Annotated in this window: 14 protein-coding genes; 8 read left to right on the top strand and 6 right to left on the bottom strand. The window is 35.2% G+C overall.

Annotated elements, in window-relative coordinates:
* Positions 1-66 precede the first annotated feature (66 nt).
* On the bottom strand, positions 67-507 hold the full coding sequence (locus IAE20_RS10655) for a Fur family transcriptional regulator (protein WP_200482743.1): 441 nt from the start codon (positions 505-507) through the stop codon (positions 67-69).
* A gap of 585 nt (positions 508-1092) precedes the next feature.
* The gene (locus tag IAE20_RS10660) at positions 1093-1353 is read right to left on the bottom strand and encodes a metal/formaldehyde-sensitive transcriptional repressor (RefSeq protein ID WP_200460749.1); all 261 of its coding nucleotides are present in this window, start codon (positions 1351-1353) and stop codon (positions 1093-1095) included.
* 57 nt (positions 1354-1410) lie between these two features.
* On the opposite strand from IAE20_RS10660, the gene dmeF reads away from it, so the two are divergent.
* Positions 1411-2385 carry a CDF family Co(II)/Ni(II) efflux transporter DmeF gene (dmeF, locus tag IAE20_RS10665; RefSeq protein WP_200482341.1) on the top strand — a complete coding sequence of 325 codons (975 nt, stop codon included), beginning with the start codon at positions 1411-1413 and terminating at the stop codon, positions 2383-2385.
* Between the two features lie 88 nt (positions 2386-2473).
* Here the strand turns inward: dmeF and IAE20_RS10670 are convergent, their stop codons facing one another.
* Positions 2474-3523: a helix-turn-helix domain-containing protein gene (locus IAE20_RS10670; protein ID WP_200460747.1), complete on the bottom strand. Its 1050-nt coding sequence runs from the start codon at positions 3521-3523 to the stop codon at positions 2474-2476.
* A 106-nt stretch (positions 3524-3629) separates the two neighbouring features.
* Here IAE20_RS10670 and IAE20_RS10675 point away from each other — a divergent pair, with 106 nt between their 5' ends.
* Genes IAE20_RS10675 through IAE20_RS10690 form a run of 4 tightly spaced genes read left to right on the top strand, consistent with a single transcriptional unit; the run spans position 3630 to position 7310 of the window.
* Positions 3630-4433, top strand: a complete 804-nt coding sequence (locus IAE20_RS10675) for an SDR family NAD(P)-dependent oxidoreductase (RefSeq protein WP_200482340.1) — start codon at positions 3630-3632, stop codon at positions 4431-4433.
* Positions 4430-5176, top strand: a complete 747-nt coding sequence (locus tag IAE20_RS10680) for an acetoacetate decarboxylase family protein (protein WP_200482339.1) — start codon at positions 4430-4432, stop codon at positions 5174-5176. The genes IAE20_RS10675 and IAE20_RS10680 overlap by 4 nt, the downstream gene beginning before the upstream one ends.
* Positions 5177-5189: 13 nt before the next feature.
* Positions 5190-6047 (top strand): metal-dependent hydrolase, encoded by an 858-nt coding sequence (locus IAE20_RS10685; protein ID WP_200482338.1) that lies wholly within the window; start codon positions 5190-5192, stop codon positions 6045-6047.
* A gap of 27 nt (positions 6048-6074) precedes the next feature.
* Complete coding sequence (locus IAE20_RS10690) at positions 6075-7310, top strand: NADH:flavin oxidoreductase/NADH oxidase family protein (protein ID WP_200482337.1); 1236 nt, start codon at positions 6075-6077, stop codon at positions 7308-7310.
* Positions 7311-7630: 320 nt separating this feature from the next.
* Here IAE20_RS10690 and IAE20_RS10695 read toward each other — a convergent pair whose 3' ends face one another.
* Together IAE20_RS10695 and IAE20_RS10700 are read right to left on the bottom strand one after the other, a co-directional pair.
* On the bottom strand, positions 7631-8098 hold the full coding sequence (locus IAE20_RS10695) for a BLUF domain-containing protein (protein WP_200482336.1): 468 nt from the start codon (positions 8096-8098) through the stop codon (positions 7631-7633).
* Positions 8099-8552: 454 nt separating this feature from the next.
* Complete coding sequence (locus IAE20_RS10700) at positions 8553-8813, bottom strand: hypothetical protein (RefSeq protein WP_200482344.1); 261 nt, start codon at positions 8811-8813, stop codon at positions 8553-8555.
* Between the two features lie 177 nt (positions 8814-8990).
* On the opposite strand from IAE20_RS10700, the gene IAE20_RS10705 reads away from it, so the two are divergent.
* Positions 8991-9440: a BLUF domain-containing protein gene (locus IAE20_RS10705; RefSeq protein WP_200482335.1), complete on the top strand. Its 450-nt coding sequence runs from the start codon at positions 8991-8993 to the stop codon at positions 9438-9440.
* Between the two features lie 22 nt (positions 9441-9462).
* Here the strand turns inward: IAE20_RS10705 and IAE20_RS10710 are convergent, their stop codons facing one another.
* Positions 9463-9939 carry a pyridoxamine 5'-phosphate oxidase family protein gene (locus tag IAE20_RS10710; protein WP_200482334.1) on the bottom strand — a complete coding sequence of 159 codons (477 nt, stop codon included), beginning with the start codon at positions 9937-9939 and terminating at the stop codon, positions 9463-9465.
* Positions 9940-10368: 429 nt separating this feature from the next.
* Between IAE20_RS10710 and otsB the strand changes: the two genes are divergently transcribed.
* Entirely contained in the window at positions 10369-11205 is an 837-nt protein-coding gene (otsB, locus tag IAE20_RS10715) for a trehalose-phosphatase (protein WP_200482333.1), read from the top strand.
* Positions 11198-12643: a trehalose-6-phosphate synthase gene (locus IAE20_RS10720; protein ID WP_200482332.1), complete on the top strand. Its 1446-nt coding sequence runs from the start codon at positions 11198-11200 to the stop codon at positions 12641-12643. The genes otsB and IAE20_RS10720 overlap by 8 nt, the downstream gene beginning before the upstream one ends.
* Positions 12644-12753: the final 110 nt, after the last annotated feature.

The raw sequence follows: 12753 nt of genomic DNA on the forward strand, positions 1-12753 counted from the left end.
ATAAAAAAAGATAATATTTTTAAATATTTTATGCTTAATAATAATGATTATTAGTAGGGATTTTACTTATTTTTTCTTCATACATTCTTCACATTTTATCTGTATAAATAAAGAAAAGGATTTAATAGATATATTTCTATTTTCTGAAAGATTAAGAATGTTTTTCTCAATATCACTATTATCTAGTAAGTAGGTTTTTTCACATTCTTCACAATATAAACGAATAGATCCATTTTGTTTTTTTATTGAGTAATAAGCTTGCTGGTCGCCTATTTTAAAGCGCTGTATTACCCCAGCCATCTCTAAAGCTCTTAGTGATGAATATATTGTTGATATATATACATTTTTGCTATTTTTTTGAGCGACTTTTCTTTCAATTTCATAAGCTGTTATTTCTTTGTTTGCTTCGATTAATGTCTTTACTACATGAATCCGGGGTAAAGTGGCTCGCAATTTTGCTTTTTTTAAAATATTTATAACAACTTCTTCTAAATGATGACTTTCCATGATGATTCTATTATCCAATATAAAACGTTATTTTAACAACTAGTATAAAAAATGCATATATTTTTAGATTAAAAATAAAAAAATAAAGCTTAAGTAAGTCTTAAGAATTATTTTTTATAATATGTGCTTATTTTTATTAAAATATAAATTGTGTAGAAATTATGAAGATAAATTTAATAAATAGAATATATGCTGAAATTGGTTTTTGAGGAATATTTAATAATTATTTATTTTAGTTTTATATTGGTTTTAATTTATAAAATAAATTCCATGAAAGAGGTGTGAAGCATTCCTATGTAGAGGATATTTTTCGATAATTAAATCTCATGTTTTACTCGTCTGAGGTTTGCAGAAACACCCAATGGATTCTGAATACATAAAAAGCCACTTTTACAAATGATTGATTTACTTTATGGCATTTGTTAAGGGCATTTGAAATAAAAAAATGATATAAATTATTGATAAAACTAATTGTTTCTTTGAAAGTTCAATTTTCTTCTAAAGCGGTCAAATGCTAGGGATCGCTGGATGTCTAGTTTTAGAGCTTAAATCTCGATCTCATTTATAGCGAATTTTTGTTCTTTACTAATTGTACTTTTTCAATATTTCCAGAAATTTTTCCAGTTCCTGTTCATTATATTTGTCTTCCAATACATGAGTTTTTAAGTGTTGTTCCACTAATTCATTCATCAAACCATTGATCGCGCCACGGATAGCCGCTACTTGTTGTAAAACCGCTATACACGAAACGTCCTCATTGGTCATAGCCGTATGAACCGCATTCATTTGGCCTTGTACTCTTTTAATCCGATTTAAGATTTTGCGATTGTCGTGCAGGTGGCTCATAGACGAACTCAAATAATTTAAATATACTCTGGGGGAGTATATTGGATTTTTTAAAAAATGACGAATAATATTTTGCTAGACAAACATCATCATCAATTTGACAAAGGTAATCCGTTGGCTCAAAAGAAAATTCTATGGGCAACTTTACTCACTGGGATCATGATGATTGCTGAAATTTCTGGTGGGATGGTGTTTAACTCAATGGCGTTATTGGCTGATGGCTGGCATATGAGCTCTCATATGGTTGCATTGGGACTTGCATATCTGGCTTATCGAGCGGCGCGTTATTATTCACAGGATTCTAGGTTCTGTTTTGGTAGCTGGAAGATTGAAGTTTTGGCTGGTTATAGTAGTGCCATACTTTTAATGGTGGTTGCGATCTTGATGTGCTTTAGTTCAGTCGAAAGATTATTTAATCCTGTGACCATTTACTATAACGAAGCTATCGGGATTGCTATCGTAGGTTTAATCATTAATTTAATTTGTGCGTGGTTGTTACACGATGATCATTCACATCACCATTCGCATGATCATGCTGAACATACTCATTCACATCATCACGAACATGGCCATCAGGATCTAAACCAAAAAGCTGCTTTTATTCATGTTGTAGCAGATGCTGCGACTTCTGTACTTGCCATTATTGCACTATTTGCAGGTAAATATTTTGGATGGAATTTTTTAGATGCGCTATTAGGAATTGTAGGGGCAGTCCTTGTAGCCAAATGGTCATGGGGATTGATTCGACAAACTGGAAAAATCCTTTTGGACGCTGAAATGCAAGAGCCAGTTGTCGAGGAAATAAAAGAAGTTATTGATCAGCTTGATAGGAAGATCACTATTGTGGACTTGCATGTTTGGCAAGTCGGGAAAGGAAAATTTTCTTGTATTTTATCCTTACAAACATCGAATCATTCTTTGACGCCTAAAGATATCAAACAGGCTTTATCTATTCATGAAGAAATCGTACACGCCAGTATTGAGATCAATCTCATTCATGAAGATGATTTAACGTTAGCAGCTTATAATTAAATTTATATATGTAGTGCACCAACCTTAATATAAAATTTCAACGTGACTTTTCAAAAGCTTAAGAAGTGGTGAGTTAGAGAATATCAACTCATCCTAAATTTCTGCGATACTGAATAGGAGTTATTCCACTCCATTTTTTAAAAGCACGTGTGAAGTTGGTCGGTTGTTCATATCCAAAATAAACAGCGATTTGTTGAATTTCCATATCTGCATTCAACAATAATGCTTGTGCTTCTTTATATTTAATGTCATCGAGAAGTTCTGAAAAAGAAGTTCCTAGTTGTTGTAAGTTTCGTTTCAAAGTTCGACTCGATATAGCCATTCTCTGTGCAACTTTGTCTAATTCGGGATATCCTTCATATGGAGTGAGGGTTAACTCTGCTTTGACTTTGGTGAGGATGTCACTGATATTTTTAACAAAACGTAATTGTTCAATTTTGCATTGCTGTAAAGCCTGCTGATAGGCAACAGAATCTGCCATTGGTAATGGGGTTAATAAAGCAGGGGTTCGATAGCGAATGAGATTGTTTGGTTGGTCAAACTGAATGTTTGGAAGGTAATCTTTAAATTTTTGATGATAGTCAGGTTCAGCCCAATCTACTGTGATTTCAATATCATCAAAACTATATTGAGATAAAAATTTTCCTGCCTGCGCTGTCCCGATTAATAAACATTCATAAAAAAAACGTCTTAATAGAAATACTTGCTCAACTTGTTTACTCATGACTGGATGAACTTCATTGATGATCACCGTACATTGTTCGATATTTTCAGTAAAACTCAATTGATAGTGCCGTAAGCGCATGCTGAAAAATTGAATCGTAAGTTCAATTGCTTGTTTAAGATTTTTACAGCTCATCAGTGCAAAACCCATGGGGCCATGTGCGGTCAACCGCAAGCGTAGACCATATTCATACCCTAACCCTGTGTCACCCGCCAACCTCAAACTTTCCCAGACCAACCGTGACCATTGTTTGGGGGTAACGCGTGCATTACTGTCTTGAAGTAGATGTGGAGAAATTTTGCTTTTTTTAACCAGTTCCCGTGTACAGAAGTTTTTATCAGCCATAATTTCTAATAATAAAAGTACGTAGGAAACTGGAATACTGGCACTGTTCAGTAAGAAAGGGTCTTTCATATTTTAATATTTGGCCTGATCTGATTAGTATTATGTCTCAACTGCATCTCACGTTCAAGTTTTAAGCGATGAATACTAGTTCAAGTATTTGAGTCGAGATCAAACTATGCCACTCCCATCCGTACAAAAAGATTCTAAAGTCGTGATTACTGGGGCTTCCTCAGGTATTGGAGAGGAGTTAGCAAAGCAGTTTGCAGCACAAGGGTATGCTTTGCTATTGGTTGCAAGACGTGGGGATAAGCTAGAACAGTTAGCACAACAATTAACACAGCGTCATCATATACAAGTGGATGTATATTCGTGCGATTTAGCCAATCGTGATGAAAGAGCAAAGTTTAGAGATTATCTTCAACATATTCAGGTCAGTATTCTTTGCAATAACGCAGGTTTCGCAACATTTGGCAACTTACATGGACTAAGCGCTGACCGTGAATGTGAACAAGTTGAACTAAATGTTGTTGCAGTACATGACCTAACGCTAGCTGTTTTGCCACAAATGATTGCAAAAAAGTCAGGGGCAATTTTGATTGTAGGTTCTACTTCAGGCCATCAACCTACACCTACTAATGCAACTTATGCTGCTACTAAAGCATTTGCCAATTCATTCGCAGAATCCTTACATAGTGAACTTAAGGGAACAGGGGTAAGTTGTACCTTGTTGGCTCCTGGGCCGACGCGTACAGGTTTTACTGATGTTGCAGGTATTAGCAAAATTGAGGGTGTCGGGGGAAATTTAGTCTGGGTGAGTGCCGAACGGGTTGCCAAAGAGGCTATACAAGGCATGCAGCGTAATCGTCGTATTGTGATTCCTGGTTTTATTGCTCAGGCGCAAACCTTGGGTGGACGTTATACCCCTCGCGTCATTTTGTTGCCCATCCTTAAACAAGTATTTTCGAGATTGAAGTCATGAAACAATTTATTCAAGATTTAAAGACACCATTTCGATTGGCTCGTTTAGGCAATAAGATTTATCACAATGCACAGTACCTCACCGCAGTGGTTGAGATTGATCCTAAAAAAATGGCGAAATGGTTACCAGCAGGGATCAAACTTGCCACTCCCTATCGAGCTGATCTTTTCTGTGCTTATTTTCCGGACAATGTATATACAGATGCCTATCACGAAGCGGGATTATTCGTGCATATAAAAGTGGGCAAAAAAACAGGAATCTTTTGCCCCTGGATGATTCTGGATGATGATCGCGCCATGATTATTGGCCGTGAGTTGCTCGGATATCCCAAAAAAATTGGTGAAATTAGTTGGGACAATGATGGCACACGGATTATAAGTCAAGCATCACGTCGTGGCACAGTACTCATCGAGATGGAGGCTCAGTTAGGGAAACCTTTACATAATGCTCCGCCAATTCTGGGCTTACCACATCGCAATATTTCTGGTTGTTTGGGGATAGGGCTGCCGAGGGAGATTCGTTTTACGCCGCAAGAGCATCCAATTGAAGTGCGTCAGGTTGAAATGAAACTACATTTTAGCGGAACAGAAAATGATCCTTTGCATGATATGGGGCTAGGGTGCGTAGTCGATGCTCGTTTGCATCGTGTCGATTTATCTGGAGGTTTTATTCCTCCTATGCAAATTCCAAGATGGCGCACTCCATTGTTTTTAATGCGCCAATTTAATCCGCGTGTTCTGTAAACAGGGAGCGTAAATGATGAATAGTGCAATAAGACAGACTAAAATGAGTCCACTGGAAATTTCAGCACGTATAGATTTTCCTGTACGGCAGTTAGATCTGGAGTTTACAGATAATATCGCCGAATTCTGGTATTCACATAATGCTTTGCTTACTGGATTTATGGCCGCTTTATCCAGCGCTTTTCCTGATGGAGAACGGCAGTTTATTCATAGTGTTCGTCTCTATCAGGCACAGATTCAGGATTCTCAATTATTAAAACAGGTTCGAGCATTTATTGGACAAGAAGCTCATCATGGTAAGGAACATGACCAACTTAATGATTTAATGCGACGTCGAGGTTATCCAGTTGATCGGATCTATAAGCGTTTCAAGAAAATGAATCGGATGATGCAAGCGCGGTTGTCACCGGCCCATCAACTGGCTTCGACTGTATGTATGGAACATTTGACAGCGATTCTGTCAGACTATTTTATCAGTAAGAAACCAGAACATTTAAATCATTTTGATCCTCATTTACGCAAAATCTGGGCTTGGCATGCCATTGAAGAAACTGAACATAAGGCAGTCGCTTTTGATGTTTATCAATCCTTGGTCAATCGTCCGTATTTTTTAAGGCTCATCATGTTGGAAACGACATTTTTCTTTGTGGTGATTACTTCAAGAGGCACCTATGAAATGTTGAAGCACACCAGACAACAGCGCAATATTGGTAGCTGGTTGTATGGACTTAACTATTTATTAGGTCCTAAAGGGGTAGTGAGTCAAATCAGTCGTGATTATCTGGATTTTTTTGCATTGAGTTTTCATCCGTGGCAACACGACAACCGTGTAATGGCTGAACAATTAAAACAAAAATATGCAATTCATTAATGCATAAAATTTAAACAGGAATGAATAATGAATACACGAATTGCAAAACAAGCCCCGTCAGCACTTCAGCAATCTTTACGTTTACCCTGTGGTGTGGAAATACCAAATCGTATTGCTAAAGCTGCCATGAGTGAGCAACTTGCTGATCGTTATGGTTCACCTACAACTGATTTACAGCAACTTTACGCAGCATGGGCCACAGGTGGAACAGGGTTACTGATCACAGGTAATGTGATGATTGATCACCGTGCATTTGTAGAACCAAGAAACGTGGTGCTGGAAGATGAAAAGTTTTTACAGGCGAATCAGCTTTGGGCACATGCTGCACACGTTAATGATAGTAAGATCATTATGCAGATTAATCATCCTGGTCGTGTTGCAGTGTTGCCGCTATTTAAAAAACCAATCGCTCCGTCAGCGGTTGGGCTGGATTTACCTGCGCTGAATATTGTACGCATTCCCAGAGCAATGACCGAAGTTGAAATTTATGAGCAGATTCAGCGTTTTGCTACAACAGCAGCATTGGCCGTCAAGGCGGGTTTTGATGGCGTACAGGTACATTCTGCACATGGATATTTACTGTCTCAGTTTTTGTCACCCTTATCTAATATCCGTAATGATCAATGGGGGGGCAATGCACAAAATCGACGACGGATGTTGATTGAAACAGTTAAAGCAGTTCGTAAAGCAATAGGGGCGAACAAGATATTGAGTGTAAAACTGAATTCGGCTGATTTTCAGAAAGGCGGATTAACTCAAGCAGAATCTGTTGAGATCGCGCTGGCATTAGAAAAAGAGGGAATTGATCTTCTTGAAATCTCGGGGGGAAATTACGAATCACCCGCACAATTAGGGTATATGCCTGGGCGTCAGACACAACGTGATGCCTATTTTCTTGATTATGCGAGGGCATTGCGTACACAGAGTAAACTACCATTGATGCTTACAGGCGGGCTCAGAAATGTGGCATTGATGAATCAGATTATTGCGGATGGAACAGTGGATCTAGTTGGTTTGGCCCGACCTTTTGCTATGCAACCAGATATTGCTACACAACTTTTGGCAGGGCAATCGGTTAAGGCGTCTCAAAAAGTTCCTGCTATTGGCTTTAAACCAGTTGATGCATACTTGCAATTAGCATGGCATGCAGCGCAGTTCCGTCGTATTAGTCAGGGTCAACGCCCTAAAGCAATAAAGGGCCTAATCAAAACTTTATGTGCTTTTGGTCCCCGAATGGGGCTGAATATTCTGACGCAGAATTAATCTGGTTTTATTTGAAAAATTAAAGAGCCAATGAAAATTTAACAAATATAAAACTGATGTACATATTAAGTTGGATAATTATTGGCACTCACTTTCTTATTTTAACCTGGATATTAAGACCAAAAAATATTATTTAAAATATATCAATAATATGCAATTTTGAAATGGGAATCTTGTTTATCATTTCAAATACATTTATAGCTTGTCTCAAGCTAAAAGCATTTCTTTCGGATTTAAAGTAAATTTGAGCTTAACTTCAATCAATTAATTAAAATGCCTCACCGTAAAAGCTCAACATTTTTTATCATTAATACTTATCGCTAAATATATTTATTTACGCCGCGATTATTCATTCCAACTTTTTGTTTTATTTGAGTTTGATCTGCATCGTATAGATGATTTAAAAAAATGGGAAGCGTTTTTGTATCTAGGATCGAAGGGGAAAATGTTTGAAAATTCATGCTTTTGAAAAACTTATTGATCTCTGAGTTACGTTGTACATATTTCATAGACCAATCTTTAAAATTAGTTTCTTCGATCTCTAAAATTTCAAATGAAACAATTTCACAATGCCGCTCATCTCTACGAATATCAGAAAAAAGTTGTTCGACAATTTCTTTTTCACCTTGTAAGCATTGAAAAAAGGAGCCATCAGCATAGTAGAGCACACCACAAATATCATGACGACTATTAAAATCTCGAGCTATGGTCAAAATATCATTAAGATCCTGTAAAAGATCATCTGATTCTGGATTACGAGTACTCGCATAACATAACTGGATTTTCATGATTGCACACTCCTTAAATAAAAAATGTCACATTTCAACTAAAGATGAGCAATAGAAATTGAATAAAATTTATATCTTATTAATAAACAAAGATTAAATTTAGAGGAGGGGTGACATAAGACATACTATCCTTTTTTTAAGAAATTAGCTAATTCTTGTAATTCAAATTAATTTTAAAAAATAGTTATGTGCTAAACGGGTTTAGTTAAATTCTTTTAAATACAAAAACTTAAATTTTTGGTGCAAAAGACTAGATTCTATTTTTATTTTTTTTATCAAAGCATACAATTTTTTATGTCTATGAAAAATATTAGAAACATATTATAGGTAGGTTAAAAAATAAACATTTGTAATCTTTGGATTACAGGGGAGGTAATAGGCTTTGACGAAGAAATAAACATCTTGAATAGTATAGATGACAGTTGTAATGAATTCGATAAGCTAAATGGATCAGTCATGAGTACTTTAATTTTTTTATTTTTAAAATATTCACCACTTTAAATTTTTTATGATCATGAAAAATCGTTTCATGAACTTTAACTTGATTCAGTTTTTCCCATAATTCAAAAGGGAAAAACTCAGAACTTTCTGCAAAAACCCAAAGCCATTGATATGTATTCATAAGCGTTTGTGTATTGAAAGATACATCCTGCACTCTAACAATTTTATGTCGATTCTTATGTTCATCTTGAAGAATAATTTGATGATTCTCCATAATGTGTAAATCACTTGCTGTTTCTTTCAATTTATATTAACAAATTCACACAACTAAAAGTGGATACTTTGTATAAGTATGGTTCTAAAATTTTTGATTAAAACTTACAATAATACTAATTATAAGTGATAAATATTAATGATATAAATCTAGTTTTAAAAAATACTGAGATCCAAAATGACTTTAGTAAGCATGATGTATGCGAGTAAAACCAATAAAGATCATAACTCTATTAAACAAGATCTAATGAATATTCTTACAGAGTCCATAAAGTTTAATTCTTTAAATGATATTACAGGAGTGCTTTATTACGGTCACGGATATTTCTTACAATATATAGAAGGCAAGAAAACAAATATTGATCAATTATTTTACAATACAATCGTAAAGGATCAGAGACATACTCATTGTGAAATTCTTTATTATGCTGAACTTGAAAAGCCCCTGTTTGAAAAATGGAGCATGAAATTTGCTCCACTTAATCAAAAAATCAAAGATTTTTTTCATGAAAATCATATTGATGAATTTAATCCCTATTTACTTACCACACATTCAATTGGTCCCTTTATTCAAATCCTTAGCGATGAGCCTGCTTATGATGTACATAAATTTTCGAATAATAAATAATTTGGACCAAAGTTAGAATATGTTACAAGGATAAGGTTTCGGAAGTTCCTAATTGTTGCTTTTCTCCTGAAATTGCAGCTTTCGTTAATTTATATAAAGTGGCAATAGCGCCAGCACTTTCCCAGTATTGGGCACCATGCGCATCTATGCGCACTAATTGTATATCAGGATCATCCTTTCCATTTTCAAAAAAAGCGTCATAAGCAGGTGACCATAACTCATCTAAAATAGTTTGATCATTCACCAGTGTTCCAGTCCCATGAATAGAAATGTATTGATGGGAAGAGGTGGTATAAGCAAGATTCACTTGTGGATGTGTTTCAAGATTTTGGCATAATTCAGATCTTTTTGAACCAATGAACCAAATTTCTCCATTAAATTCACGATTTTGTGTGGTCATAGGAACAGCATGTAAATGTCCTTCAGCATTGGTGAAGGTTACGATCACAGTTCTTTCATTCTTAATCAGATCGTTAATGGTTTGGTAGTCTGTCGTCATTTTTAGTCTCTTCGAAATTAGGTACGTTTCAAGCATGCCCGCTTTGTAAGGATTTTAAAAAGAATAGTCATGTTTCAAATGTTTACTTTTTATTAGGAAACTGGGTAGATCATGTAAGAAAGGTTTTATGATGTATATAAATGAGTTTCTAAATTAGCTTAAAAATTTGAATTATGCGTGAGAAAATAAACGTAGATAGCGTTTTTTTTTAAATATAAAATTTTTAATAGGATGAAAATTAACAATAAATAGTTTTTGGGTTTTAAAATAATTAAATTTGACCCTGTGTGTAACTAAATATGAAAATGTATTGTTAGAATCAATTTAGGTAAGCTCTGAGTCAATTGTATAGATGTTTAGGTAACTTAGCTTTATTTTTGATCATTTTTAATTCAATCTAAATAAAAGTATTAATATAAAGATGGTCATATGAACATAAATATTGGGAGTGAAAATAGCACTTTTTTTTCTTATGAGTTTAAAGAAATATTAAATGATATTCATCATGAGAATAAGAAAGTTGTTTTGTTTTTAGATATTGATGGTACTTTGGCTGAATTTAAGAATGATCCTTCGGAGTGTTATATTCCAGAAGATACACTCAATTTAATTAGAAATATTCAAAAACATATTGTGGTTGCTGCTATAACAGGTCGCGATCTATTTTCAGCAAAAAAACTATTTAAACAGATTAATTTGCCGATTGCTGCATTACATGGTTTAGTTATTTACCTTAATGATGAAAAGAAATTTATTAAACATTCAGATGGTGAATTATTTCAACGCATAAATACATTTTTAAATCAGCAAGTTAAAGCTTATCCTGAGTTAAATATCGAAAATAAACAACATGCTATAGCCTTGCATTATAGGAAATGTCCACAGCTTAAACAGACAGCATGGGACATTATGCGCCATCTTCAAGAGCATTTTAATCAGCTTAAACTGATTACAGGTAAATATGTCTATGAATTGGTTTGGAAGGATATAGATAAAGGGCAAGCGATTGCAGAAATATCTGCTTTATTAAAATTGGAGAATCACCTACTCATATTTATTGGCGATGATCGAACGGATGAAGATGGCTTTCAATATATTAATAGCGTAAATGGTATCAGTATAAAAGTGGGTATGGGCGCAACAAAAGCTACTTATACATTAAAGGATATAGCGCAAGTTACTGTCTTTTTAAAAAACCTTTCACATTCTCTTTCTCACTCATTAAACGACCACGGTATAAAAGAATTCGGAGAAGAACATGTCTAGACTTATTATATTATCGAATCGCGTCAGTTTACCTCAAACAGGAAAATGTGTAGCAGGCGGGCTAGCTGTTGCTATGCAAGATGCATTGAGCAAAGTTGGGGGAGTTTGGGTTGGCTGGAATGGGGAAAAGATTGAAAATCAAGTCAATCAACGTTTCGATATTTTGTACAAATCAAAAATCACATATATGACTTGCCCTTTGACACAGAAACAATATCAAGATTATTACTGTGGCTTTTCAAATAACACTTTATGGCCCATGATGCATGATCGTGATGATCTTATAGAATATGATCATTCAGAATATGAAACTTATCAGCAGGTGAATCGCTTGTTTGCCAAAAAAATAAGTGAGTTTGCTGAACCGGATGACTTAATTTGGGTACAAGATTATCATTTTCTTAGTGTAGCCCGTCATTGCCGTGAATTAGGTATGCCAAACAAAATTGGTTTCTTTTTACATATTCCCTTTGCTTCAATGAAGTTATGGAAAAAACTACCTGTAGCCCAAGCACTGCTTGAGGACTTATGTCACTACAATCTGCTTGGTTTACAGACCGAACAAGATCAGAAAACCTGCATTCAAACGTGTGCGCAATTGCTTAAAGCACAGAAAATTCAAACCCATCTTTTAAGCTTAAATCAAAATCTAGTATCAATTCAGCATTATCCAATAGGCGTGGATGTTAAAGGTATTCAAAGGTCAGTAAAAGATGGGCTAGACGTGGAATTACCAGAAATGTGGTCAAAAGATTCGTCAATGAAAACTATTATTGGAGTTGATCGTATAGATTATTCTAAGGGTTTATTTGAACGTTTTAACGCATTTGCCAGTTTTTTGGAACAGCATCCTGAAACCCATGAAAAGATACAACACGTACAGATCGCTTGTCCTTGCCGTTTGGACGTTGCGACCTATAAGCGTCTGTTTGAGCGATTTAAGTTAAAAATGGATCTGATCAATAATGAGTTTAAGCAAAATAAATGGTATCCAATTGTTTGTAGTTATGAATCTAAACCGCATCATGAGCTTATGCAGCTTTATCGTCAGGCAGATATTTGTTGGATTAGTTCATTGAAAGATGGCATGAATCTGGTCGCAAAAGAATTTATTGCTGCTCAAGATCCGCAAAATCCAGGTGTTCTAATTTTATCAAAATTTGCGGGTGCGGCAGAGCAAATGGTTGATGCGTTGGTGGTTGATCCGACTGATCGAAAAGCGATGCTAAGTGCTTTGGAAACCGCCTTGAATATGTCATTGATGGAGCGTAAATATCGTTATCAGCGATTGATTCATCAATTAACGAATTATGATATTAACGATTGGTGTACTGACTTTCTGAGCGATCTGGAATGCTCGCAATATGCTCAGAGTTTTGTATACGAAAATACATTAGAGGCGGTTTCATTTTATCCAAAAGCTTCATTCAGAATTTAAAACCGATTGAGTGCGGGTAGACTCCTCAATGAGGATATGTTAAAGCTTCATAATAAAGCCTTTATCCCTTGAAGATAAAGGCTTTATTTAAAAAAACGAAGAAGGAAAAA

Source organism: Acinetobacter sp. S54 (genome assembly GCF_016624945.1).
Taxonomy (GTDB): domain Bacteria; phylum Pseudomonadota; class Gammaproteobacteria; order Pseudomonadales; family Moraxellaceae; genus Acinetobacter.

What these genes read in the sequence shown, in the direction of transcription:
- IAE20_RS10655 (WP_200482743.1), bottom strand. Translation starts at nt 507, where the DNA reads ATGGAAAGTCATCATTTAGAAGAAGTTGTTATAAATATTTTAAAAAAA.
- IAE20_RS10660 (WP_200460749.1), bottom strand. Translation starts at nt 1,353, where the DNA reads ATGAGCCACCTGCACGACAATCGCAAAATCTTAAATCGGATTAAAAGA.
- dmeF (WP_200482341.1), top strand. Translation starts at nt 1,411, where the DNA reads ATGACGAATAATATTTTGCTAGACAAACATCATCATCAATTTGACAAA.
- IAE20_RS10670 (WP_200460747.1), bottom strand. Translation starts at nt 3,523, where the DNA reads ATGAAAGACCCTTTCTTACTGAACAGTGCCAGTATTCCAGTTTCCTAC.
- IAE20_RS10675 (WP_200482340.1), top strand. Translation starts at nt 3,630, where the DNA reads ATGCCACTCCCATCCGTACAAAAAGATTCTAAAGTCGTGATTACTGGG.
- IAE20_RS10680 (WP_200482339.1), top strand. Translation starts at nt 4,430, where the DNA reads ATGAAACAATTTATTCAAGATTTAAAGACACCATTTCGATTGGCTCGT.
- IAE20_RS10685 (WP_200482338.1), top strand. Translation starts at nt 5,190, where the DNA reads ATGATGAATAGTGCAATAAGACAGACTAAAATGAGTCCACTGGAAATT.
- IAE20_RS10690 (WP_200482337.1), top strand. Translation starts at nt 6,075, where the DNA reads ATGAATACACGAATTGCAAAACAAGCCCCGTCAGCACTTCAGCAATCT.
- IAE20_RS10695 (WP_200482336.1), bottom strand. Translation starts at nt 8,098, where the DNA reads ATGAAAATCCAGTTATGTTATGCGAGTACTCGTAATCCAGAATCAGAT.
- IAE20_RS10700 (WP_200482344.1), bottom strand. Translation starts at nt 8,813, where the DNA reads ATGGAGAATCATCAAATTATTCTTCAAGATGAACATAAGAATCGACAT.
- IAE20_RS10705 (WP_200482335.1), top strand. Translation starts at nt 8,991, where the DNA reads ATGACTTTAGTAAGCATGATGTATGCGAGTAAAACCAATAAAGATCAT.
- IAE20_RS10710 (WP_200482334.1), bottom strand. Translation starts at nt 9,939, where the DNA reads ATGACGACAGACTACCAAACCATTAACGATCTGATTAAGAATGAAAGA.
- otsB (WP_200482333.1), top strand. Translation starts at nt 10,369, where the DNA reads ATGAACATAAATATTGGGAGTGAAAATAGCACTTTTTTTTCTTATGAG.
- IAE20_RS10720 (WP_200482332.1), top strand. Translation starts at nt 11,198, where the DNA reads ATGTCTAGACTTATTATATTATCGAATCGCGTCAGTTTACCTCAAACA.